Origin of the sequence: Acinetobacter sp. V104_13 (genome assembly GCF_031798995.1) — a bacterium.
Classification (GTDB): Bacteria; Pseudomonadota; Gammaproteobacteria; order Pseudomonadales; family Moraxellaceae; genus Acinetobacter; species Acinetobacter pittii.
In genome coordinates, this window is record NZ_JAVQNP010000027.1 from 798,954 (window position 1) to 823,179 (window position 24,226).

The following is a 24,226-nucleotide window of genomic DNA, read 5'->3' on the forward strand; positions in this document are numbered from 1 at the left end:
CGACCTATAAAAAACGCTCTTACGAGCGTTTTCAATCAAACATTTAACTTAAGCAACATGCTTTTGTACAACAATCGAACCTACTGAATAACCAGCGCCGAAAGATGAAATCACACCATATTCGCCATCATCTACTTCGTGACCTGTACGGTGTAAAGCAATAATCACACCTGCTGAAGAGGTATTGGCAAACTCATCTAGAATAATTGGTGCACGGCTTAGATCTGCCTCTTTACCAGCCACATATTTCAAGATTAGTTCATTCATGTTGGCATTGGCTTGGTGTAACCAGAAACGCTTAATATCGTTTGCAGTTAACTGCATTTTTTCCAACTGCGCATTAATGATTTTTGCTACAAGCGGACAAACATCTTTAAAGACTTTGCGACCATCTTGACGGAATAACTTGTCGTCAACCACTGCATCTTCGCTACGGTTTAAGAAACCGAAGTTATTGCGAATGTTGTTTGAAAATTGAGTAAATAAATGAATATCTAAAATTTCAAAACCAGTTTTAGTAGTGGTTTCTTCAATAATAGAAGCCGTTGCAACATCACCAAAAATGAAGTGACAGTCACGGTTACGGTAGTCTAGGTGACCCGATGTAATCTCAACGTTCACCAACAACACACGGCGAGCGCCTGAACGAATTGCATCTGCCGCTTGTTTCAAACCAAAAGTAGCAGCTGAACATGCAACATTCATGTCGTAGGCATAACCTTGAATACCAAGTGCTGACTGGATTTCAATCGCAACTGCTGGATAAGCACGCTGCATGTTTGAACATGCCAAAATTACAACATCGATATCTTCAGCAGTTACGCCTGCATTTTCCATTGCCTGCTTCGCAGCAATCACACCCCACTCTGCTTGAAGTGAAAGTTCATCATTTGAACGTTCAGACAAACGAGGACGCAAACGTGTTGGATCGAGAATACCTGACTTCTCAATCACGTAACGGCGCTTAATACCAGATGCTTTTTCAATAAATTCAGCACTAGAACCGCGTAATTCTTCGAGTTCACCTGCTGCAATTTTCTCTGCATTCTCTTGGTTATATTGTTCCACATAAGCATTTAAACTGTCGGCCAGTTCTTCATTAGAAATGATTTCTGTTGGGTGAAATAACCCAGTACCTGTGATACGAATGCCCATGTAAAACTCCTAAAAAAATGAATAGGGTCTGTTAATCTTTCATTTATAAATTGCGTTGTAGGCTAAACAACAGCATAAACAGACCCCGATCTATCTTAACTGATTCCCAAACGATCCCATAACTTTTGCAGTCGAGTTGGCGAAATAGGCATCTTGGTTTTCATCGGTTGAGAAAATAAAGAAATGCGGAATTCTTCCAACATCAAATACAATTCTTTGATTTTTGGATCGTTTTTGAATTTAAATACCTTGTCCATCCATGGATCGACATCGTCAATTGCAGCATGATCTCGCTGTAGATTATTTGGCAATCGATCTAAACGCAATAGCAGTGCTTTTAAATAACGCGGGTATTCCTGCCAAAGATCGACTGGTTGGCGGTAAACAAAATTGCCAAGTGACATTAAATCTAACTGATCTTCAATATCATCAATACTGCGTCCAAATACGTCTGGATCAAGTACTAAAAGCTGACGACGAATTTGTTGCCACTGAATATAAATATCACTTAATTGCTCAAGTGCTTGCTGACCATAACTCAAAAATTGTTTTTTGACCTGATCTAGCAGCTTATTAAATTCGTCAGCGTTAATTGGCAAAGTCGTAATTGCCATTTGCAAGGTTGCATAGACTAACATCTGCTCAAGCTTAGCTTTATCGCCCAAAGGAGAATAAGCCAACGCGAGCGGTTTTGAAATCTGCTTTTTCAACTGGCGAACCAAATCACCAAGTTGCATATGAACCAGACGAATAATCCCTTCACGATGCTGTTTAATCGCCTCAGCTTGATCATTAAACGTTTGAATAACAATGCCTGACTCATCTTTAGCTTCGAGGTCAGCAAAAGCCTTGGTCGGAACTAAAGCCTGATATTGCTTTACTACAACGCCCGTAACTTTATGAGAAGCCTCGAAAGTAAAGTTTTCAGGAAAGTCCTTAAACTCACCTTTTTGCTGTTTCACTGGACGATGCGTTTCTACACGACAACGTGCTTTTAACTCAGGTAAATCACGCCCTTTCGCAATCAGCTTACCTTTTTCATCAATAACCTTAATGAAAGGCACCAAATATGGATCAATACGTTCAAACGAGAAATCTTTTTCAGTAATTTGCTCACCACGCAAGGCAAAAGCTAAATAACTAAAAATATGTTCACGTAAATGTACTGCATCAACCCCTTGCATGAGCTTACGAGCTGTATCAGGAATTGGCACCACATTACGACGCTTGTCTTTAGGTAAAGCTTTGAGTAAAGCCTCAATTAAATCTTGGCGCCAACCTGGAATTCCCCATGACCAGATATTTTCATCGACTTGAGGCAGCGCCTGTACAGGAATTTGAACAGTAGCACCATCTTCGTCATGGCTCGGGTCAAAATGATATGTAGTTGCTAAACGCAGCTGCCCATTGTGTAAATGATCTGGGAATTGCTGCGTAGTTGGCCGATCATTGAGCCAGAGCGCATCATCGTCAATAAATAAATAACGTGGGTTATTTGCTTCTACTGTGGCACGCCAGTCTTCAAAGCTACGGCGACTCGCGATTTCCTCAGGAATTTTCGACGCATAAAACTGATAAATTGTTTCTTCATCCACCACCAAATCACGACGACGCAATTTATCTTCAACTCGCTCTACTTCTTCAAGCTTAAGTAAGTTGTGTTTTAAAAATGGTGGAACTGTACCCAAGTTACCAGTAGTTAATGCATCGCGTAAGAAAATCTCATGGGCAGCAGGCTGATCAACTTTCTCAAAATTAATTAACCGCTTTGGCTCAATAATTAAACCAAACAGGGAAATTTGCGCATACGCATTGACGATCCCAGCTTTCTTAGACCAATGTGGCTCGAAATAGTGATATTTCAATAAATCACGTGCAGCCAACAAAATCCATTCAGGGTCAATTTTGGCTAAAGTACGTAAGTACACTTGAGAGGTTTCGACCATCTCAAAAGCCATCACCCAAGAGGTATTGGTTTTATGCAAAGTACTCGCAGGGAAAACTTTAGCCTTTTGCTGACGCACTGCCATAAAAGTATTTCGTTCATCAGTTTTATTGGCAATGAACGATAATAAACCTGTCAGCAAGGCGCGATGCAAGTTTTCATAATTCGCAGGTTTTTCATTAAAACTGAGTTTTAAGCCTTCGGCTAACTCAACCAATTGCTGGTGTGTCTGTTTCCATTCACGTAAACGCAACCAGCTTAAGAAATGCTGCTTGGCAAATTGACGCCGTTTATTTTCAGACATTCCTGCTTCGCCTTTAGGATTTAAAGTCTCCCAAAGTTTCAAATAAAACAGAAAATCTGAATCAGCTTCTTTGAATAATGCATGCTTTTGGTCAGCTTGCATTTGTTTATCGGCTGGGCGCTCACGCGGATCTTGAACCGCTAAAGCACTTACCACAATTAAGATTTCTTTGAGTACGCCAAAATGAGCACCGCCCACGATCATACGTGCCAAACGTGGGTCAATTGGCATACGTGCCATCATTTGCCCGACTTTAGTCAGCTCATTTTTCTTCTCGTTAAGTGCGCCTAACTCAATCAGCAACTTACGACCATCATTTACAAGGCGGAAATCTGGCGGCTCAATAAAATCGAAGTTTTCTAACTCACCTAACCCTAAACTCTGCATTTGCAAAATAACAGATGCTAAGTTGGTTCTTTTAATTTCAGGTTCGGTAAATTCAGGACGACTTAAAAAGTCTTCTTCGCTATATAAACGGATACACACACCCGGAGCAATACGGCCACAACGCCCTTTACGCTGATTGGCTGCGGCTTGAGAAATTGCTTCAATTGGTAAGCGTTGTACCCGTGAACGGTAGTTATAACGCGATATACGAGCAAAACCGCTATCAATCACATAGCGAATATTCGGAACCGTAAGTGCAGTTTCGGCTACGTTGGTCGCAATAATAATACGACGGCCTTTTCCAGCCGGACTAAAAATCTTCTGTTGTTCAGAAACAGCTAAACGCGCATACAAAGGTAAAATTTCGGTGTGTCTTGGTCCGTACTTTTGCAAGGTTTCCTGCAATTCTCGAATTTCTTGCTCTGTGCTTGAGAAAATTAGAATATCGGCATGTTCTGGGTGACCTTTTGCTTCCGCATCAGCAAAACATTCTTCTACGGCTTGTACAACTGCACGAGGAAGGTTTTCTTCGAAATCATCAAACTCATCGTCATCACTGCCGCCAATATTCATTTCTGAAATTGGGCGATAAAGTACTTCGACAGGATAACTACGCCCTTCTACTTCAAAAATAGGTGCGTCATTAAAGTAATTACTAAAGCGATTTACATCTAAAGTTGCCGAAGTCACGATAACTTTTAGATCTGGGCGTTTTGGCAGTAACTGCTTTAAATAGCCCATAATAAAATCGATATTGAGTGAGCGTTCATGCGCTTCATCAATAATGATCGTGTCATATTTAGACAAATAACGGTCATTGCCTAACTCGGCAAGCAAAATACCGTCGGTCATTAACCGTACGATAGAGTCCTGCGAACCTTGTTCATTAAAACGGATTTTAAAACCGATAGATTCGCCAAGCTTTTCGCCGACTTCTTCTGCAATACGCTGAGAAACACTACGCGCAGCTAAACGACGTGGTTGGGTATGACCAATCATCCCCGTTAAACCACGGCCCGCTAGCATTGCAATTTGAGGAAGCTGAGTGGTTTTACCTGAACCCGTCTCACCTGCCACAATAATCACCTGATGCTTTTGAATCGCATCAATTAATCGGTCTGCATATTGAGAAACAGGTAAATCCTGATTCAGTTTAATTTTAGGGAGACGTTCAAATCGCTGCCTTACTTTGGCATTAGATTGTTCAAATAATTTTTCAATCTCTGCTGTATTGGCTTTTTTATCTTTACGCAAACGATTTAAACGGTAACGATCTCTTGCCATCACCCACTGATCAATATTTAAATCATTCTGCACAGACAAATTTTCCTGAAAATACAACAATCCTCTATTTTACGCTCTAATGACCATAAGGTAAAACAGTTGGTTTTTTATATATTTTTAATTTTTTAAAATTTTACCCTTGAATTTTGTCTCAGTAGACTTCATGTTGTTAGGCAAGTTTCTTTTACGATAACTGTCATTTGATTTACATGTTTTTGCAGTCAAATCGAATACAGTGTTTGGGGACTTAAAAATCGTAAATTTATCACTTATTCGATTTTCCGATTTTAGTCATGTAAAAATACTATTTCCCCAATAAAGAATTTTTATTTATTCTACATCTCGTAAACAAGTTTAAATATAAACCTCAATCATGGAGACAATGATGAGCTTGATTAATACTGAAGTTAAACCATTCCAAGCAACTGCTTACCACAACGGCCAATTTGTTGAAGTTAACGAAACTAACCTTAAAGGTAAATGGTCTGTTGTATTCTTCTATCCAGCTGACTTCACTTTCGTTTGCCCAACTGAACTTGGTGACTTAGCTGACAACTACGCTGAATTCCAAAAACTTGGTGTTGAAATTTATGCTGTATCTACTGATACACACTTCACTCACAAAGCTTGGCACGACACTTCTGAAGAAATCAAAAAAATCCAATATCCATTAGTTGGTGACCCAACTTGGACTCTTTCTAAAAACTTCGACGTTCTTATCGAATCTGAAGGTTTAGCTGACCGTGGTACTTTCGTTATCGATCCAGAAGGTAAAATCCAAATCGTTGAACTCAACGCTGGTGGTATCGGCCGTGACGCATCTGAACTTCTTCGTAAAGTAAAAGCTGCTCAATACGTACACGCTCACCCAGGTGAAGTTTGCCCAGCTAAATGGAAAGAAGGCGAAGCAACTCTTGCTCCATCTATCGACCTAGTTGGTAAAATCTAATCTCTTATTAGATTTTAAAAACTCAAAGAACCATCCCTCATCGGATGGTTCTTTTGTTTTGAATAAGCACATCACATTTTCTACTGATACTTTTACAATTATGCCCTTCCCCATTACATGAAGTTTGAGTAATGTCGAATAAATAACCGATGTTTTTTGAGCTTAAGTAATATGAAATAAAAGGGGAAAAATTTATGGCGAATACTGTGGCAGTCACTTCATGGAAATACAATGCGACTTCACGTCATCTAAAAATATTTTATAGCGATGGTTCAGGCGAACTTTATCATCCTGTACCAGAATTTATTTATGACAACTTATTACGATCAACAGACAAAGCTGCTTTTGTACATAAATATTTAGAATTCGACTTACACTTTACTCGCCTATCTTTAGTGAATGCTTCATAACATAATGAAATAAGGCCTGCTTAGAACAGGCCTTTATGAATGAATAAATCAGATTTTTAAATGGCTTACCTTGCCACTACAATGCATAAACCAGCGCCTACAGGCAAAATACTGCTCATAAAATTTTCATCTTTTTTAATTAAAGCTAAGAATGAGCTGACTTCAGCCGCATGTGAAATAACATTATCAATAATGAGTACGCCACCTTTTGGCTTCATCAGCCGTTTTAAATCTGGCCAATAATTCTCGTAAGCAGGTCGCTCAGCATCTAACAAAATAAAATCGAAAGTTTCCTGAGTTTCTTTTAAATAGTCGGCTGCATCTCCCACCCAAAAATCTACCAATTCCTCTAATGCCAGTTCAGTCGCATGGCGTTTAGCTTCATTACTACGATTGGCATCAATTTCAAGCGTGGTTACTTTTCCATGAGTAGCTTGAGCAGCCTCAGCAAGCCATAAAGTAGAGTAACCTGTTGAAGTCCCAATTTCTAAAATTGATTTAGCTTGCTGCATCCGAATAAATTGCGATAATAATTTTGCAGACTCCGCCTCAATATTACGATACCGCAGCAAACGGTCTGTCTGCTGTGCATCATGTCGTTTAAAGGTGTCATATAAATCGGCAACTCTTTGTAAGAAAAAAGTATTTGGCATATATTCACCCTTTAAAATCGTTATTTTATATAAAAGTCGTTTGCGTTAAGTGCTTTGAATTAACTTAAAACGCGGCACGATACTTCCATCAGCCATTTTCAGCGTTTCAGTAAACATCTCTAGCGGACGTACCCAAGTTGAATAGTCACCATAAAGACACTGATAAACGACTAACTCTTCTTCAGTCTCACTGTGTTTTGCCACAGAAAAAACTTGATAGAGATTACCTTTATAATGCTGATAAATGCCGCGTTGCAATGACATGAAAGTACCTTTTAATGTTATGACATAAAATCTTTACAGCCATATAACATATATAAATTTTTAAATACTTTCACTTTAAAACACTACAAAACATAAAAAAGCATATTTGAGAGATAGATTATTGATCTTATTTATGAATGTTTTTGATAATTCAAAAAACCGATTAAATCTATAAAAACATACTGTTTCACCTATTCTGTGTTTTCACGTACTATGCATCTATTGAAAGAATTTGGATGCATTGGAGTAAAAACAGATGTTAGATCAAAACATTAAAACTCAATTAAAAGCTTACTTAGAACGTCTAGAAAGTCCAATCGAATTAGTTGCTGCTTTAGATGAATCAGATAAAGCAGCTCAAATTAAAGAGTTGGTGAGTGAAATCGCTGAGCTTTCTGACAAAGTGACTGCCCGTTTTGACGGTAACAATACACGTCGTCCAAGCTTTGGTGTGGCTAAAGCAAGTGAACAGCCTCGTGTGTTCTTCGCAGGCTTACCAATGGGTCATGAGTTTACGTCTTTGATCTTGGCACTGTTGCAGGTGTCTGGTTATGCACCTAAAGTGTCAGATGAAGTGCTTAACCAGATTAAAGGCTTAAACCTCAAAGCAAACTTTGATGTGTTTGTATCATTAAGCTGTCATAACTGTCCGGACGTGGTACAGGCGCTTAACCTGATTGCGATTTATAACCCGAACACCACGGCAACCATGATTGACGGTTCATTCTTCCAAGATGAAGTGGAACAACGCAAAATCATGGCTGTACCAATGGTATTCCAAGACAACGAGCACATTGGTCAAGGTCGTATGACCCTTGAAGAGATTGTGGCAAAACTTGATACCAACTCAGCTGAAAAAGATGCAGCAGCACTGAATGCCAAAGATGCTTTTGATGTATTGGTGATTGGTGGTGGTCCTGCGGGCGCAACAGCTGCAATTTATGCTGCACGTAAAGGTATTAACACAGGTATCGTGGCGGAACGCTTCGGTGGTCAGGTCATGGACACCATGGACATTGAAAACTTCACTTCTGTGCAAAAAACGCAAGGTCCTAAGTTTGCTGCCGAGATGGAAGCACATGTTCGTGAATATGATGTTGATATTATGAACCTGCAACGTGTCAGCAAAATCACGGGGGCCAACCAGACTGCAAATGGCTTGGTTGAAGTTGAACTTGAAAACGGTGCAAAACTTGAATCGAAAACAGTAATCCTTTCTACAGGTGCACGTTGGAGAGAAATGAATGTACCGGGTGAGCAAGAATACCGTACCCGTGGTGTTGCGTACTGCCCACACTGTGATGGTCCATTGTTCAAAGGTAAACGTGTTGCTGTGATTGGTGGTGGTAACTCAGGTGTAGAAGCTGCAATTGACCTTGCAGGGATTGTTGAGCATGTAACTCTGGTTGAGTTCGACACCAAGCTTCGTGCTGACCAAGTGTTGCAAAACAAATTGCATAGCTTGCCAAACACAACGGTGATTATGAATGCCTTAAGTACAGAAGTGTTAGGTGATGGTTCACAAGTGACTGGCCTTAAATATAAAGACCGTGCGACTGATGAAGAGCATGTGGTCGAGCTTGCAGGGATCTTTGTACAAATTGGTTTACTACCAAACACTGACTTCTTGAAAGACAGTGAAGTTGAGTTAACCAACCGTGGCGAGATCATTGTGAATGACCGCAACGAAACCAATGTGCAAGGTGTATTTGCTGCGGGTGACTGTACGACTGTACCTTACAAGCAAATCATTATTGCTACAGGTGAAGGTGCTAAAGCATCACTCTCAGCGTTTGATTACATCATCCGTTCTGGGCAGTAAAATCGGTCAAAATCATTATTATTTATTTCAAGCCTAGCATTACAAAATGCTAGGCTTTTTTAATACTAGAGTTACAACTTTTTAACAATTTTCGATCTTTATTAATCATTTACTTTATGTTTATATTTTAGACATCCATATTTGGATGCCATGAATTAGAAGGAAAAACACAATGAATAAATTACTTGTTGCTTTAGGTCTTGCTGCGACTGTTGCCCTTGTTGGTTGTAATAAAGATAAAGCTCCAGAAACTGGTGCGACTACAGGTGAACACTTAGAAAATGCTGCTCAACAAGCAAGTGCTGATATCAAATCTGCTGGTGATAAAGCTGCTGATGATATTGCAACTGCAACTGATAATGCTGCTGAGAAGATCGATGCTGCAACCGATCAAGCTGCTGATGCGACTGCTAAAGCTGCAGCTGAAACAGAAGCTACTGCACGTAAAGCGACTGCTGATACAGCTCAAGCTGTTGAAAATACCGCTGCTGAAGTGAAAAAAGACGCTCAACACTAATCGTCTTTAGTATAAAAAGCCCCTATTGATTAGGGGCTTTTTTTAAGCTCTTAAAATCTTTTATGAAATTAAGCCTTCATCACGCATCGCAATTTGTACAGATTGACGCTCTGCAACTTTATTACGTAATGCAATAATGTGCTTATACGGTGTTAAGTCGTGCTCAATTGAGTTTGACCAATTTGTTAAAACAAATAGATAAGCATCTGCTGGACCAAAATTATCATTTACCAAATAATCGTAATCAGATTCAGACAAATAGTTATCGATATATTTTAAAAGACGGTCGATTTCAGCATAAGCTTTGGTTTTTTCATCATTTGTTAGAGATGCCCCAAAGAAAACTGCATAAGCATCATGCAATTCAGAGTTCAAATAACCCAACCATTCCAATACTTTCGCACGGCCCATACCCGATGGCGGAATTAAATCCTGCTTAGGATCGTGCTGAGCAAGGAAAGGTAAAATCGCAACATTCTCAGTTAAAATTAAACCAGGGTTAATTTCTAAAGCTGGTACATATCCTTTTGGATTAATGTCGTAATAATCTGTACCTTTTTCTGTTTTATGTGTTTTTAAATTTACTCGTTCTAAGTCAAAATCAACATTAATTTCATTTAAAATAATATGTGCAGCTAAAGAACATGCGCCTGGCGAATAATATAATTTCATATCTGATCCTTGTTATCTCATATTAACGTTTTAAATTGCTTCTAGAAAACCTGCAAGGTTTGCACAATTCTTTAATTGTAAAAAAGCGTAAACTTATAAAATACTTACACCATCTAATATTCTTGAAAAATTTATTCCTTGCAAGTTGTCTTGCGTGACGATTGTTTAAAATATGATAAAACACATTTACGTCACGCAATTTTTCCATTAATTACGTTTAAAAAGCTGGCTAATCCAATTCATTAATTCAGTTAAGAAATCAAAAATACCATTTTTCTTATCATCATCAGGCTGGCTTGAATCTTTACCATTTAAATCCAGATCAACAATTACTGGATCATGATCCGAAGAGCGATAAGCATCTTCACCATAGAACAACACCTTTTGCTCATCCGTTTTATATTCTTCGTTGTAGTCTAAAACGGTTGGCTCATCTGCATTGATATGCCATGCAAAGGTTCTCACTACTTTTGGATATAGAGCTGCGTCAGCAATTGCATGGTCTAAATTACCTGCTCCACCATTACCGTTGGCATCACTCGCAACACCAAACACATAGCTATATGCCTGAGTACCTTGTCCTACCTTAGCGTCATTCAGCAAAACTTTGTAGTTTGCTTTTTCAAATGACAAAATAGGTTCTTCTTTTGCGTAGCTATTCATATCCCCTACAAGTAAAGCATTTTGCTTAGGGACTTGAGTTGGATTTTTCGCCAACCACTGCACAATTTGATCAACGGCTTTCACACGAGTCGGGTTCCAACAGCCTTGTCCATCTTTTTGGTCTGCATCAATAGAGCTAGCATCCACCCCACTACAGCTTTTCGATTTTAAGTGATTTGGAATAACGGTAAACGTTTTATTACCACGAACGGCTTGGAAACTTTGCGCCAATGTTGTTCGGTTCTTGTCACCCAAATCAAGCACAACGGGTTTATTCAAAGGCTTAACACGCTTGCTGTTATAAATAATAGCAACCGCAATCGCATCACCACCTAAACGGTCTAAGTTTTCAGGAACAACGTATTTCCAATCACTACCTAAAGCACTGGTTAAATGAGCAATTGCACTGTTCGGACCATAACCATTGTTCGCAATTTCCATTAAACCATACACATCAGCATCAATCGCTTTTAATGCACTCACAATTTTACGATGCTGTTTATCAAACTCAGCTTGTGTCGTTGCACCGCGCTCCGTTGGGAAACCCGTTGCGCCATTGTCATAGTTCAAAACGTTAAATGAAGCTACGCGAATGTGATTAGCATTTTTGGTAATGACACTTTGACGCGGGTTTGTTTGAGTAATTACTTCAGGTTGATTACGTCCAAGCACTGGTTGCACACGCCAACCATTAAAACGGTATTCCAAAATACCTTCAGCATTCTTAAGTTGATAACCCGAACGTAGCGTATTGGCAGCGCTAAAATTTGTCGGTAACCATGGAGTACGGTTTTGGTTGTTATAGCCGTCATCAAAAATAATTTTCGACAATAAATTTTTCTGAGCAAGAGCTTTAGCTTCAGGAGATAACGCTGGATATAAATTGGTTGGAATATATAAGCGACCTAAGCTTAGAGATAATTCACCATAACGGCCATAATTGTAGTTCTCGCTTACCGTTAAAGTCTGAGGTAATTTAACCAACATACCTTGATAACGCTGTGGAGAATGGGTCGAACCACCTGTTAAGCTAGCAAATGGAAGTTCAAGGCTAATCGGCTGCACCTGATTTGCCATATTGCTATTACAAGTTTGAATATCTTGTTGTAATTGATCTAATTGCAATTGGTTTTGATAAGTTGTTAAGCGACCACGCAAAATAACTTCATCGCCAACTTGCCCACCTTTTACAGCGCTGCTATTTGGAATATAAACAAAAATAGCATTGCTAACATTCGCACGTGCTTTCGTATCTGGTGTCTGAACATAGAAGCCAGAAAAACCATTGGCATAACGATAGTCAGCAGTTATCACACCACGCACTGTATAGGTCTGGTTTTGTGCTGCGGTTGATAAATCAGCAATTGGTGTATCGGAGCTTGAACAACTCACCGTTTCAACAGGTGGCTGTGTTGTTGAGCCAGATAAATTTGAAAAGTCATTTCGGTTTGTCCAAGCTGACCATGAACGGTCCAAATCAAATGCTGCAGTTGCATCAATACTTAAAGCTGGGTTCTCAGTTTCAATACGCTTAAAACTATTTCCTAAGCTCGAAACGGCTGTTCCCCATCCTGTTTCTGGTCGCTCACCAATACGCCCAAAACGGTCTACAGGCGTACCTTTATAAACAAGTACAACCGCATCATCTCCATTAAAAGATAATGCAGCGATCTGATTTACTTTACTGCCAAGTTCAGCCTGCAACTCAGAACGGCCTACCAAAAACTTCTGCTTACTGGTTAACGATCCTTGTAAACGGAAAGTCACTGTTTTTGCTGTACCGCCATTATTAAATTGTTGAATTTCATAGTCGGCCAAATTAACTGTAGTCCCATCTGGATTATAAATTTCCAAACCTTTGCGGTTACTACTGCCGTCAACATATTGACTAAACATGAGCTGTGCTTGTGCCCAAGGACTATATGTAAAAGCACCAAGTGCCCCTAATAGCACAGAAAGTGTGCGTAATTGAAAAGTTTTCATGAGTAAATATGTTCATTTGAAATTTATATAGATTCTTAGATTAAATATTGAACATGACATCTACATGAAGAAAAACACCGAAACATTTGACTTGACCACATGAAGACTTAAAATACCGCATTTGAATTTCAATATTGCCAAGGTTATGTCGATCGATCAGTTAGAAACGCAAATTGCAGACTTAGACAATTTGCCTGAACACCGTGAAATTGTGACGTTTATGCGTCGTTCAGCACCACTTAATACGTCTCAACGCACGGCATTAGAACAACATCGCGATTTAATTTTGGAATATCCTGTTGGTGACTTACGCCAACACTTCGAACATCCAGAACGTCCTTTAACTGTTGAAATCGGTTTTGGTATGGGGCGTTCTTTAGTGCTTATGGCTAAAGCCAACCCTGAACGCAACTATGTGGGTATTGAAGTACACGTACCTGGGATTGCTCAATGCCTTTATGAAGCAGGTATAGCAGAAGTTAAAAACTTACGTGTACTCGATGCAGACGCGATTCAGGTTTTACGTGAAATGCCAGACAACAGTATTAACTGTGTACAACTTTACTTTCCAGACCCTTGGCAAAAGAAACGTCATTTCAAACGCCGTTTTGTTATTCATGAGCGTATGCAATTGGTTGAACAAAAACTTGAGCTTGGTGGTACATTCCACGCAGCAACAGACTGGGAACCGTATGCTGAATGGATGCTTGATATTTTAGACAACCGTCCAGATCTTGAAAACTTGGCGGGTAAAGGCAACAGCTACCCTCGTCCAGAGTGGCGCCCAGTAACTAAGTTTGAACGCCGTGGTATTGAGTCAGGTCATAAGATTAATGACTTTATCTTTAAAAAGATTAAGTAAAGAGAGTATTATTTTTATTTAAAATTATGGCATTAAGTTTTAATAATTTAGTGCCATAATTAATTATCTAAATTGCATTTTTTCAGAAACTTACTCTCTAAATCTAATAAAAAAGATACTCCATATTTATCTTCATTTAAATTATTATAAAGTTGAATAGGTAAATCTTTTTTGTATTCTATAAAACATGTAGCTAAACCAACAGCTATCGCTGCAACGCTATCAGTATCTCCTCCTAAATTAATACATGACTTTAGGAGCTCACTTAAACAACTATGTTTCAATAAACATGTTAATGCAGCACTGACCGTATCATATGCATTTAAAGATACTCTATCTTTCCAATTATAATCCCAATTTCCATATTGCTCTGAATCTAGAAAACTCTCTAAATCCCGAATAGAACCTTTTTGGTGAGTTCCAAAATGGGCAGCTAACGCGACAGCACAACTTGACTGAATTCCTATAGGTGAATCATGCGTAACTTGTGCTTGTAACTTTGCTAAAGCAATTACATCTTCTTTCTTTTTTAGAAAGCCAATAGGAACTGAACGCATCGCAGCCCCATTTCTTTCACTTGTTGGTATTATTAATTCAAGTAACTCTGTGCTAGACTCCACTTTACTTAATAAATTGAAGAAACCTTCTGAATACCCTAATCGCACATCTCTTTTAAAGCATTCTATAAATTTTAAAGCTATATTTTCTTTATTCCACTCTTTATCTGATAATATAAACTCCACTATCGCAATCGACATTTGAGTATCATCTGTATACTTGCCTAGAATATTGTATAACTCATGCTTGCTATATAATTCTAAATTATTAAGTGAAATAATCTTATCTTCGCTGCAAAATTCAAACCCTGCACCATAAGCATCTGCAATAGCAATTTCAGTCAACATCAGAATTAAGTCTCTTTACTATAAACATAGTGTTTTATTAAATTATCAAAAACCACGGATGCTGGCTCATTTGTTGCACTTTCTTCAAGCCTTAAAACTTCCCAAAGTGCTGTTCTAAACTCACTGTCATTATCAAGCGATTCAAATAATTCCTGAGGTAAAAAATACTCAGGTGGATAGTAACCTATCTCGCAATTCGCTCTAAAGTTCGTTCTAAAGATTTGTCTTAGTTTTGAGATTTTTTCTTCAAAAGATGAATGAGCAAAGTCTTTAAAAAAATCTTCTCTACTTTTCTGCATCACTCTTAAATTGGATTGAACATTTAAATATTTTTGATAGGTAGATTGTGTTGGTAGAGAAAAATATCTCACATCAAAAGATTTGAATATTTGTTGGTCATTTCTAAAAACAGCACCGAATAAATATTCGGCCATTGTTCCTGTCTCAATACTTACAGTAGTTACCACTGTTAAATCATCAATTGTCTCTATAACTGCTTTTCCATTCTCTTGGTTATATCTTTTAAAGGGATCAATCCTTTCTAAAGTATGCAAATTAAAAAATGTATCACACATTTTCCCACTCCAAATCTCCTTCACAACAATCAAATTCTCCTCATGAATTACAATTAGTTCATCTAAAGACCGGAAGGATTCTGGATAAAACATATCCAAAGATATCTCATCATCCAAATTAGATCCTTCAATTAAAAATGCCATGAACATTTATCCTTAATAATCAATATTATTACTTCATCATTATCTAACAATTTATACTTATTATTAGTTTTTATCACAAATTCATATTCGATAGAGATTTATTAATATATTGAGAAAAATTTTAATCCACAACCAACAATATCAAATAATTAAGTATTAAATTAAATAAAAAGGCTATGTTATAGAATTTATTCCTAGTCCTTTATTAATCCAAATATTAAGTTATCTAAAATTTTATATGCTAGCTTATTCATTAAAAGAAAGAACTCTCATTCACTCAAAAAAACAAACACTACCGCCCAATTAATGATTGCCAATCGAACCAAATCTAGCTATTTATAGAAACTGATACTTGCCATACTAAAAATTGCTAAGGACAACACATGTTAAAAATTTTAGGGCGCGATAACTCCATCAATGTTCGCAAAGTCTTATGGCTGTGTGAAGAACTAAATCTTGAATATGAAAGAGAAGATTGGGGTCGAGGCTTTCGCTCTGCTCAATCACCTGAATATTTACAATTAAATCCAAATGGTCAAATTCCTGTTGTTTTAGATGGCGATTTAGTCCTTTGGCAGTCCAACAGTATTATCCGTTATTTGGCAAATGCGTATGATAAAGAACATCAGCTTTACCCTATTCAAGCGAAAGAAAGATTCTTTGTTGACCAGTGGATTGATTGGCAAGCAATCGAGCTGAATAACAGCTGGACTTATACAATTATGTCTCTGTTGAGACATTCACCAGATCATCAAGATCCAAACTTATTACAACAAGGTATTGATGACTGGAATCATCATATGCAGATTCTCGATCAACAACTCGCAAAAACTCAGGCCTATGTTGCAGGTACTGAGTTCACTCTAGCGGATATTCCAATTGGTCTATCGGTACAGCGCTGGAAAGCTACACCTTTTGACCATCCAACGCTTAAAAATGTCGACCAATATTTTGAACGTTTAAATCAGCGTGCGGGCTTCTTAAAATGGGGAAATAACGGCGAACCTTGACCTTTAAATAAGCTTTAATCCGAGTGATGGCGCTTCACGATGCCATCACTTAAAAGTTGATAGACCTGTTTTAAATCATCTCGATTTGCTTGAGCCAATAAGTCTTGATGCATTGCCAAGATATTCTGATCTCCCCTTACCGCAGGCCCAGTTTGCATTTGCTTTGGATCATTTTCAGTCGCTTTTTTTGCTGTTTCTATAATTAAAGGATAGAGCAAACTAAAGTCGACCTGCTCTTTATCTACTACCTGCTTTGCCATATCAAAACAATAGTTACTAAAATTACAGGCAAATACTGCTGCTAAATGCAAAGTTAAACGCTGTTTTGAGGTATATTGATATACCCTCTTACTTAGGCTATTTGCTAAATCTACAAGTATTGCTTGATCCGCATCTGTTACCGCTTCAACAAATAATGGTGTGGCTTGCCAATCGACGTCTCTTTCAAAGCTAAATGTCTGTAATGGATAAAATACCCCTGCTTTTTTATGCACATGACTGATGACTTCAATATCAGTACTACCAGAGGTATGAACCATAAGTGTTTCAGGAAACAATTCATGAACTTGTTTTACAATATCTGCAATTGCACTGTCTGAAACCGCTAAAATGATAAGATCGGCCGGTTGAAATTCTCGAAGTGACTGACATGCTTTTGCCTGAAACTGCTCTGCAAACTTTTGGGTTTTCTCAAAATCACGCGCATAGACTTGTACGATGTGATGACCTTGAGCCAACAGTACCTTTGCTAAATGAAAGGCAACTCGCCCACTCCCAATCAAACTGATTTTCATATCAATCCAACACTATTTGTTCCAACAAAAAAGCTTCTCAAAATGAGAAGCTTTTTTCAAATTAAAATATCTAATTTTTCATAAATCAGAATATTATTGAGCTACTGAAAACTCGATACGACGGTTTTTAAAGCGTCCTTCTTCTGTCGTGTTATCTGCAACAGGCTGATCAGAGCCATGACCTTGTGCAACTAATTTAGACCCGTCTACACCTTTAGATGTTAAATAGTCGACTACTGCTTGAGCACGGCTTTGTGATAAAGCTTTATTTGCCGCAGCGTTGCCTGTTGAGTCGGTATGACCACCTACATTTAATTTCACACCACTGACTTTATTTAAAAGTGTTGCAGCTTGATCAAGAATAGCTTTATTGTCTGCTGGAATATCGCTTGAGCCACTCGCAAAATTAATGATTTGCAAGTTAAGTGCTTTTACTAATGCATTTACATCGACATTGTTCGGGTCAATTGAACCTAAAGCAGTTTGCGAAGCAGTTAAGCTATTGCTTACAGATTGCTCAGCTGTTTCTGGTGCAGTAGAAACAACTTCAGTGTGAGGAACAAGAGCTTTTACTTTTGCGGTTAATGCTGCTAACGCTGCTGCATCACCTGCTTTCAAAGTAATTTTGTCACCTATCCATTCTAAAGATGCATTTGGCACACCTTTTAAGGCACCAAGCACGCCAGCAAGTGCATCTTTGTCTGTAAATCCAGCCGCATAAGTTTGACTGGTATCCACATTACAATCTTGAGTTGATGAGAAAACCTGCTTAACTTGGGTTTGTAGTGTCGCTAAGAATCCTTGATCGCCGATACCTGCCTGACACTGGCTCACAGCACCTTTATCATCTGTGCTTAAAGTTAAACTCGCAGGTGCGGCTGCAGTAGTTGCTTCAACACCACTGGCAGCCGTTGGTTCAGGTGCTGGTACAGCTTCTTTATGCTGGCAAGAACGCCATAACCAAGCAATGATAAGGCCCAAAATAATTAAGGCAATAATAGGGAGGAACCCACGAGATTTGCCTGTTTTTTCACTGGCTGCAGCTAATGGTGGGGCTGCTGAAGTTGCATGTGGAACTGAAGATAAACCTGCACCAAGTCCTAAAGGAGCTAATAGACCTACTGCCCATCCCGGTAAATGCGAACGAATAGTATCTGCATGCTGACGTAAATAATTTACAATACTCTGTTGATCATTTCCGGCAACGTCCGAAATTGCATTAAGACTAGGTTTAATTGCGCTGTTGAGTGTGCTTTCGATTTCATTATTTGGTGCTGTACCACTTAAATGAGTCAGTACAGTATTCTTGATTTGGTCATTATGAGAAAAAAGGTCTGATAATGAAGGAGCCAAACTGTTTTTTAATTGTCCAATAAGATCAGGTTTAGCAGCTAATAATGAAAGTAAAATTGGATAAAACTTAGATAAAGCATTCGATTTTTCGCCTAGGTATCCATCCTGATTATCTAATATTGTTGATGATACTTTTTCTTTAAGCAGTTCTATAGGGTTTATCGACATTGGTTATTCTCCCGAATTTTATACGTCGTAACCAGCAACTTTTGATTATTCAAATACTTCTCTTTGCTGATAGTTTTTTATTCTAATCTGCGTTCAATCTTTTATTGTTTTTTAAATAATTTATATACAAATTTGCATCTAGTCTTTACAAAACAGGCAGATCTTATTGATCTACCTGTTTATATTTTAAATTTACTTTAAATAACCGCTTTATCAGTTAGCAAAAGTTTGAAGTACTTTACCGCTAAGGTTTTGGCCCAACAATGGAGTATTTTTCCCTTGCGATAAAATCGTGTCTTTGCTTACTGTCCAGCTTAATTCAGGATCGACTAACACCCATCCTGCTTCATCTTTCCAACGCGTAGTCATATTGGCAACCTGCGCAGGTACGCTAGTCACTTTTTCCACCCACTCTAAAGGTTCAAATAAGCCTTCATTAATGAGTTGAATGCCTAAAGATACATAAGTATCAAAAGCAGTAATGCCCGGTTGAGTTTCAGCAAATGGTGCCATTTTTGCAGAGCTGCTTAAAGGTTCATGATGCGTACAAATTGCATCAATCACGCCCTCTTTTAAACCTTGACGTAAAAGTTCTTTATCTTGCTCAGAACGCAATGGTGGACGAACATGTGCTAGCGAATTGAAACCATCAGTTAAGTGTTCAGTTAAATGTAACTGATGCATTGCTACATCGGCAGTCACAGGTAAACCTTTTGCTTTTGCTGCGCGGATTAATTCAACCGATGCACCACAAGATAACAAACCAAAGTGGGCTTTTACGCCAGTTGCTTCAATCATAAGCAAATATTTCGCAATCGCCACAGTTTCAGCAATTGCCGGAATCATTGGCAAACCTTGGCGAGAAGCAATAAAGCCTTCGTGTGCACATCCGTCTTTAGCAATCTGTGGCTCTTCAGCATAAAACACAACCGTTAGACCAAGACCCGCTGCATATTCCAAGGTACGAATAACTACATCGTCATTTTCAAAAGCAGCATTCGCATTAGAAACAGCAGTACAACCACCTTTTTTCAGGCCCGCCATGTTTGCTGGTTGCTTACCATTTAAACCTTGGGTCTGAGCACCAATGATATGCATATGAATGCCCCCATCATGCCATGCCTTTTCAATCAAGCCATGAATGAGAGCACCGTTGTCTTGTACAATCGGCTTTGAATCAGGTGGTGTAATAACATGCAAAATACCATTGGCACGTGCTGCCTTACCTTCTGATTTCAATGTCCCATGTTGTTGTTGACCCGGTTCACGCAAACGCGCGCACAAATCAACCATGGTTGGCATTAACCATTTGCCCTGTCCGTCAATGGTTTGCTCCACTTGCTCTACTGGAGCAACCAACTTGCCATTTTCAATATATACAGTTTGTACGCTGTCTGTTTTTTGGATTGGGTCTAACACACGTACATTTTCAATTTTTACAATACTCATGTGATCCATTCCTTACAACGTAATCGCTTCAATTAAACCTTGCTCTTGGAGTTGGCCTTGCATAGATAACGCCAATACGGCCATACGAACTGCAATGCCATTGGTTACTTGTTTCAAAATAACCGACTGATCTCCATCAGCAACACTTGAATCAATTTCTACACCACGATTCATTGGTCCCGGATGCATCACAATGCAGTCTGGTTTAGCTAAACCAAGACGTTCTTTGTTTAAGCCATACATTCTGTAGAATTCAGACTGTGAAGATAATGCTGGAGAGTCAATACGCTCGTTTTGAATACGTAAAGCAATAATCACATCACAACCAGTAATGCCTTCATCCATCTTGTTGAATAAGCGAACGTGCTCGCCATATTCCGAAAAGCCCACTGGCAATAATGTATTCGGTGCAATCACACGAATATCTTTACAACCTAGAGTTTGTAATGCAGCCACATCCGAACGTGCAACGCGAGAGTGTTTAATGTCCCCGATAATGGCAACGCTTAAATCTTCAAATGGTTTTTTAGTTTCACGGCGAATGGTCAGCATATCAAGCATCGCTTGCGTTGGATGTGCATGACGTCCATCCCCTGCATTAATAATCGCGACCTTAGGACATACATCTTTAGCAATAAAATGTGCAGCACCCGAAGATGAATGGCGAACAACAAAAATGTCTGCAGCCATTGCTTCAAGGTTCCAGAGCGTATCGCGTAGAGTTTCACCTTTTGAAGTGCTTGAACGTGCAATATCAATGTTCAGTACATTGGCAGACAAACGTTTTGCTGCTGCTTCAAAAGTAGTACGGGTACGGGTGGAGTTTTCAAAGAAGAGATTCATAACCGTCAATCCCTCTAAGAGCGGACGGTTAATTAAATTATTATTATCATCTAAAAAGCTTTGTGCGGTATCTAAAATCTTAGTGAGGTTTTCTTTTGAAAGCCCCTCAATGGTTAAAAAATGTTTTAAATTTCCGTCTTGATTGAGCTGAACCTGGCTCGGTTGATGCAACGCTGCAATATGCATAATGGATTCCTATGGGTCGAATCGCGAAAACGTGCATAGTGTAGCTGAATTCCGCTCTTTTCGCAGAAGAACTTTACAGAATAAGGCCCTAAATTAACCAGAAAATTTAGGACCTTGATCTGGATTATCTCAAGGCACCAATATAATGGTGTGGAACTTGTGCTCGATAAATGTCTTCGGCACTGATTTCTGAATCTTCATCATCGTTAACAACAGTAATTTTTTCTTTTTGAGAAAGCTCCGGTATTGTGTCAACCAACGATTTTAATCGTTCAACGCATCGTTTTAATTCGTCGTCGTCCGACTCTAGTGCAAGCCCAATAACATATTTTGCATAATCTTTATTTTGAACCACATACAGGGCATCTATTACCCGCCCTGTCACCCTACGCATGCGTACATATATTTGTGTAGCTACTGAGAAAGCATCTGCATTAGAAATAAAACCATTCCCCATCATGTCTTTCATTTATAATTACCCCATTAATCTAAAATAATAAAAATGGTTAAAAAATAGCTGTGTTTGTTAAATAAATAACCATTGATAGGATTGACTTAGCAAAATACATACCACTTTTACTGTATTAATCTTTAAAAATCAGTTTATTGGTTGGATTATGATAGGTTGCAATAATTTAAAAACCTTTACACATCAAAATAAGTTAAACTTTGCATCGTTAATATTTATATGTTTTGGTCAATCGAGTTTATGAATACCTCTTTACGTTTAAACCACTATTGGATTACTTGTGCTGATGGTTTAGAAGCCCTCTTACAAGAAGAAATAGAACAGCTTGGCACCAAAGTGACAGAACGTAAAGCAGGACGTTTAATCATTGAAGGGACGCTTGAACATGCTTACCGCATCTGTATGTGGTCGCGTCTTGCTTCTCGTGTTTTACTTCCGATTCATACTTATGAACTTGAACATACACACGATGCACGTGATGTAGCAGAAGAGCTTTATGAAGGTGCGATTAGCTTTGATTGGTCACTTATTTTTGCACCACAAAGTACCTTCGCTATTCGCTTACATGCTGAACGTGAAATTAAGGTTAACACTCAATTTGCAACACTTAGAGCAAAAGATGGTGTTGTAGATTCCTTTATGGAAGCTGTAGGTCGTCGTCCGAGCATTGATACTAAACAACCAGAAATTACGTTGTATGTTTTAGCAGGTAAAACTGAGCATACATATTGCCTAGATTTATCAGGTGATTCATTACATAAACGTGGTTACCGTCGTTATATGACGGATGCACCAATTAAAGAAAACCTTGCTGCGGCAATTTTACAAAAAGCTCAGCTTCAACAACGTAAGCCAGAGATTGTGCTCGACCCGATGTGCGGTTCAGGTACATTTATTATTGAAGCATTAATGATTTTGACTGACCGTGCACCAGGCCTTGTTCGCCGTTTTGGTTTTAATGGTTGGCATGGTCATGACCGCGAGCTTTGGCTTTCACTCAAAGCTGAAGCAGCAGAACGTCATGAAAAGGCGCTTGAATTACCTTTACCTAAGTTTTATGCCTACGATGCAGACTGGGAAGCTGTAAAAGCCACCCGTGAAAATATTATTGCGGCAGGCTTTGAAAAAGTATTAGGTCAAATTCAAATTGAAGAACGTACTTTAGCGGACTGGCCTGATTTTTCAGCTGAAGGCAAAACTGCATTTATTGTGACTAACCCTCCATATGGTGAACGTTTAGGTGATAAAGCATCTAACCGCTCTCTTTACTTAGGTTTATCTGCACTTCTACAAAAACATTTCCCAAATCAATATGCAGCAATTATTGCAGCGCAAATTGAACAAGCCGATGTTTTAGCGTTTGAAGCACCTGAAACCTTACGTTTAATGAATGGTAAGTTACCAATTTACATTCGTTTTGGTTCAATTAAGCCAGAAAAAGTAACTCAGCCATTCTTAGCAACATGGCAAGCTCAACCTATTGAAATGGAAGAAGCTCAAGATTTTGCTAACCGTTTGCAAAAAAATATGACTGCCTTGAAAAAATGGGCAACGAAAGAAAATGTTTATTGCTTACGTTTGTATGATGCAGACTTACCTGACTTTAATGTCGCTGTAGATTTATATGGCGATCGCTTACATGTTCAGGAATATGCACCACCAAAAACAATCGATCCTGAAAAAGCAAAAAAACGTTTTAATTTAGCACTCGCTGCAATTCGTGCAGTTACTGGTTTAAACCGCGATGCTATCTTTATTAAGACACGTGCGCGCCAAACTGGTACAAATCAATATACAAAACAAAGCACAGCTTCAAAACGTTTTATCGTTCAGGAAGGTAAAGCTAAAATTTTAGTTAACCTGACAGATTACCTAGATACAGGTTTATTCCTTGACCACCGTCAAATGCGTTTACGTATCGCACAAGAAGCTCGTGGTAAGCACTTCTTGAACTTATATAGCTATACCTCTACAGCAAGCTTACATGCTGCTTTAGGCGGTGCTGCAAGCACGACAAGTGTAGACTTATCCAATACTTACTTAAGCTGGTCAAAAGAAAACTTCGTTTTAAATGGCCTGACTGTAGATCACGCAGATGAACAGCACATGTTCTTTGCCAGCGACTGTTTTGAGTGGTTAAAAGAAGGTCACGAACAATATGACCTTATTTTTATCGATCCACCGACATTCTCAAACTCTAAAAAGTTCTATGGTACTTTCGACGTCCAACGTGACCATGTTTCACTCATTAAACGTGCAATGAACCGTTTAAATAGTGAAGGAACGCTCTATTTCTCAAACAACTATCGTGGTTTTGAAATGGACGAAGAAATCGAAGCTATTTTTCAGGTTGAAGAAATCACCTCTGAAACCATTGGCCCTGATTTTAAACGTAATCAAAAAATCCACCGTGCATGGAAAATTCAACATCCTGGCCTAGATCAATATTAATAAGACTAG

20 protein-coding genes are annotated in these 24,226 nt (G+C 38.6%); 7 read left to right on the forward strand and 13 right to left on the reverse strand.

What is annotated here, in order from left to right; all coding sequences use genetic code 11:
- Positions 1-48 precede the first annotated feature (48 nt).
- The gene (locus RMB06_RS16625) at positions 49-1,155 is read right to left on the reverse strand and encodes a beta-ketoacyl-ACP synthase III (protein WP_031947810.1); all 1,107 of its coding nucleotides are present in this window, start codon (positions 1,153-1,155) and stop codon (positions 49-51) included.
- A 95-nt stretch (positions 1,156-1,250) separates the two neighbouring features.
- The gene (hrpA, locus tag RMB06_RS16630) at positions 1,251-5,108 is read right to left on the reverse strand and encodes an ATP-dependent RNA helicase HrpA (protein WP_311080400.1); all 3,858 of its coding nucleotides are present in this window, start codon (positions 5,106-5,108) and stop codon (positions 1,251-1,253) included.
- Between the two features lie 352 nt (positions 5,109-5,460).
- Here hrpA and ahpC point away from each other — a divergent pair, with 352 nt between their 5' ends.
- Positions 5,461-6,024: an alkyl hydroperoxide reductase subunit C gene (ahpC, locus tag RMB06_RS16635; protein ID WP_003652649.1), complete on the forward strand. Its 564-nt coding sequence runs from the start codon at positions 5,461-5,463 to the stop codon at positions 6,022-6,024.
- A 194-nt stretch (positions 6,025-6,218) separates the two neighbouring features.
- A complete protein-coding gene (locus RMB06_RS16640) occupies positions 6,219-6,434 on the forward strand; it encodes a KTSC domain-containing protein (RefSeq protein ID WP_005070287.1) in 216 nt (71 codons plus the stop codon).
- Between the two features lie 65 nt (positions 6,435-6,499).
- Here RMB06_RS16640 and RMB06_RS16645 read toward each other — a convergent pair whose 3' ends face one another.
- Positions 6,500-7,087 (reverse strand): O-methyltransferase, encoded by a 588-nt coding sequence (locus RMB06_RS16645; protein WP_014206205.1) that lies wholly within the window; start codon positions 7,085-7,087, stop codon positions 6,500-6,502.
- Positions 7,088-7,132: 45 nt separating this feature from the next.
- On the reverse strand, positions 7,133-7,351 hold the full coding sequence (locus RMB06_RS16650; RefSeq protein ID WP_014206204.1) for a DUF1653 domain-containing protein: 219 nt from the start codon (positions 7,349-7,351) through the stop codon (positions 7,133-7,135).
- Between the two features lie 256 nt (positions 7,352-7,607).
- On the opposite strand from RMB06_RS16650, the gene ahpF reads away from it, so the two are divergent.
- Both ahpF and RMB06_RS16660 read left to right on the forward strand, forming a co-directional pair.
- Complete coding sequence (gene ahpF / locus RMB06_RS16655; protein WP_311080405.1) at positions 7,608-9,173, forward strand: alkyl hydroperoxide reductase subunit F; 1,566 nt, start codon at positions 7,608-7,610, stop codon at positions 9,171-9,173.
- A 172-nt stretch (positions 9,174-9,345) separates the two neighbouring features.
- Positions 9,346-9,690 carry a hypothetical protein gene (locus RMB06_RS16660; protein WP_311080407.1) on the forward strand — a complete coding sequence of 115 codons (345 nt, stop codon included), beginning with the start codon at positions 9,346-9,348 and terminating at the stop codon, positions 9,688-9,690.
- Between the two features lie 60 nt (positions 9,691-9,750).
- Here the strand turns inward: RMB06_RS16660 and RMB06_RS16665 are convergent, their stop codons facing one another.
- A complete protein-coding gene (locus RMB06_RS16665) occupies positions 9,751-10,362 on the reverse strand; it encodes a glutathione binding-like protein (RefSeq protein ID WP_311080409.1) in 612 nt (203 codons plus the stop codon).
- Positions 10,363-10,569: 207 nt separating this feature from the next.
- Positions 10,570-13,008 (reverse strand): ExeM/NucH family extracellular endonuclease, encoded by a 2,439-nt coding sequence (locus RMB06_RS16670; protein ID WP_311080411.1) that lies wholly within the window; start codon positions 13,006-13,008, stop codon positions 10,570-10,572.
- Positions 13,009-13,153: 145 nt separating this feature from the next.
- Here RMB06_RS16670 and trmB point away from each other — a divergent pair, with 145 nt between their 5' ends.
- Positions 13,154-13,870: a tRNA (guanosine(46)-N7)-methyltransferase TrmB gene (gene trmB, locus RMB06_RS16675; RefSeq protein ID WP_032004018.1), complete on the forward strand. Its 717-nt coding sequence runs from the start codon at positions 13,154-13,156 to the stop codon at positions 13,868-13,870.
- Positions 13,871-13,929: 59 nt separating this feature from the next.
- Here the strand turns inward: trmB and RMB06_RS16680 are convergent, their stop codons facing one another.
- A complete protein-coding gene (locus tag RMB06_RS16680; protein ID WP_311080413.1) occupies positions 13,930-14,775 on the reverse strand; it encodes an ADP-ribosylglycohydrolase family protein in 846 nt (281 codons plus the stop codon).
- A gap of 5 nt (positions 14,776-14,780) precedes the next feature.
- Positions 14,781-15,494: a hypothetical protein gene (locus RMB06_RS16685; RefSeq protein WP_311080415.1), complete on the reverse strand. Its 714-nt coding sequence runs from the start codon at positions 15,492-15,494 to the stop codon at positions 14,781-14,783.
- A 383-nt stretch (positions 15,495-15,877) separates the two neighbouring features.
- Here RMB06_RS16685 and RMB06_RS16690 point away from each other — a divergent pair, with 383 nt between their 5' ends.
- A complete protein-coding gene (locus RMB06_RS16690) occupies positions 15,878-16,504 on the forward strand; it encodes a glutathione S-transferase family protein (protein WP_014206200.1) in 627 nt (208 codons plus the stop codon).
- A gap of 14 nt (positions 16,505-16,518) precedes the next feature.
- Here the strand turns inward: RMB06_RS16690 and RMB06_RS16695 are convergent, their stop codons facing one another.
- From RMB06_RS16695 to RMB06_RS16715, 5 genes are all read right to left on the reverse strand, one after another.
- The gene (locus RMB06_RS16695) at positions 16,519-17,298 is read right to left on the reverse strand and encodes a F420-dependent NADP oxidoreductase (RefSeq protein ID WP_311080418.1); all 780 of its coding nucleotides are present in this window, start codon (positions 17,296-17,298) and stop codon (positions 16,519-16,521) included.
- Between the two features lie 93 nt (positions 17,299-17,391).
- Positions 17,392-18,819: an OmpA family protein gene (locus tag RMB06_RS16700; RefSeq protein WP_311080420.1), complete on the reverse strand. Its 1,428-nt coding sequence runs from the start codon at positions 18,817-18,819 to the stop codon at positions 17,392-17,394.
- A 213-nt stretch (positions 18,820-19,032) separates the two neighbouring features.
- Complete coding sequence (locus RMB06_RS16705) at positions 19,033-20,268, reverse strand: dihydroorotase (RefSeq protein ID WP_068562887.1); 1,236 nt, start codon at positions 20,266-20,268, stop codon at positions 19,033-19,035.
- A 12-nt stretch (positions 20,269-20,280) separates the two neighbouring features.
- Complete coding sequence (locus tag RMB06_RS16710) at positions 20,281-21,297, reverse strand: aspartate carbamoyltransferase catalytic subunit (RefSeq protein ID WP_014206196.1); 1,017 nt, start codon at positions 21,295-21,297, stop codon at positions 20,281-20,283.
- Positions 21,298-21,421: 124 nt separating this feature from the next.
- Positions 21,422-21,766: a hypothetical protein gene (locus RMB06_RS16715; protein WP_311080425.1), complete on the reverse strand. Its 345-nt coding sequence runs from the start codon at positions 21,764-21,766 to the stop codon at positions 21,422-21,424.
- 240 nt (positions 21,767-22,006) lie between these two features.
- Between RMB06_RS16715 and rlmKL the strand changes: the two genes are divergently transcribed.
- Positions 22,007-24,217: a bifunctional 23S rRNA (guanine(2069)-N(7))-methyltransferase RlmK/23S rRNA (guanine(2445)-N(2))-methyltransferase RlmL gene (rlmKL, locus tag RMB06_RS16720; protein ID WP_017399354.1), complete on the forward strand. Its 2,211-nt coding sequence runs from the start codon at positions 22,007-22,009 to the stop codon at positions 24,215-24,217.
- Positions 24,218-24,226 lie beyond the last annotated feature (9 nt).

Bases quoted from the DNA above. Each gene is read 5' to 3' on its own strand.
- RMB06_RS16625 (WP_031947810.1), bottom strand. From the start codon at position 1,155: ATGGGCATTCGTATCACAGGTACTGGGTTATTTCACCCAACAGAAATC.
- ahpC (WP_003652649.1), top strand. From the start codon at position 5,461: ATGAGCTTGATTAATACTGAAGTTAAACCATTCCAAGCAACTGCTTAC.
- RMB06_RS16640 (WP_005070287.1), top strand. From the start codon at position 6,219: ATGGCGAATACTGTGGCAGTCACTTCATGGAAATACAATGCGACTTCA.
- RMB06_RS16645 (WP_014206205.1), bottom strand. From the start codon at position 7,087: ATGCCAAATACTTTTTTCTTACAAAGAGTTGCCGATTTATATGACACC.
- RMB06_RS16650 (WP_014206204.1), bottom strand. From the start codon at position 7,351: ATGTCATTGCAACGCGGCATTTATCAGCATTATAAAGGTAATCTCTAT.
- ahpF (WP_311080405.1), top strand. From the start codon at position 7,608: ATGTTAGATCAAAACATTAAAACTCAATTAAAAGCTTACTTAGAACGT.
- RMB06_RS16660 (WP_311080407.1), top strand. From the start codon at position 9,346: ATGAATAAATTACTTGTTGCTTTAGGTCTTGCTGCGACTGTTGCCCTT.
- RMB06_RS16665 (WP_311080409.1), bottom strand. From the start codon at position 10,362: ATGAAATTATATTATTCGCCAGGCGCATGTTCTTTAGCTGCACATATT.
- RMB06_RS16670 (WP_311080411.1), bottom strand. From the start codon at position 13,008: ATGAAAACTTTTCAATTACGCACACTTTCTGTGCTATTAGGGGCACTT.
- trmB (WP_032004018.1), top strand. From the start codon at position 13,154: ATGTCGATCGATCAGTTAGAAACGCAAATTGCAGACTTAGACAATTTG.
- RMB06_RS16680 (WP_311080413.1), bottom strand. From the start codon at position 14,775: ATGTTGACTGAAATTGCTATTGCAGATGCTTATGGTGCAGGGTTTGAA.
- RMB06_RS16685 (WP_311080415.1), bottom strand. From the start codon at position 15,494: ATGGCATTTTTAATTGAAGGATCTAATTTGGATGATGAGATATCTTTG.
- RMB06_RS16690 (WP_014206200.1), top strand. From the start codon at position 15,878: ATGTTAAAAATTTTAGGGCGCGATAACTCCATCAATGTTCGCAAAGTC.
- RMB06_RS16695 (WP_311080418.1), bottom strand. From the start codon at position 17,298: ATGAAAATCAGTTTGATTGGGAGTGGGCGAGTTGCCTTTCATTTAGCA.
- RMB06_RS16700 (WP_311080420.1), bottom strand. From the start codon at position 18,819: ATGTCGATAAACCCTATAGAACTGCTTAAAGAAAAAGTATCATCAACA.
- RMB06_RS16705 (WP_068562887.1), bottom strand. From the start codon at position 20,268: ATGAGTATTGTAAAAATTGAAAATGTACGTGTGTTAGACCCAATCCAA.
- RMB06_RS16710 (WP_014206196.1), bottom strand. From the start codon at position 21,297: ATGCATATTGCAGCGTTGCATCAACCGAGCCAGGTTCAGCTCAATCAA.
- RMB06_RS16715 (WP_311080425.1), bottom strand. From the start codon at position 21,766: ATGAAAGACATGATGGGGAATGGTTTTATTTCTAATGCAGATGCTTTC.
- rlmKL (WP_017399354.1), top strand. From the start codon at position 22,007: ATGAATACCTCTTTACGTTTAAACCACTATTGGATTACTTGTGCTGAT.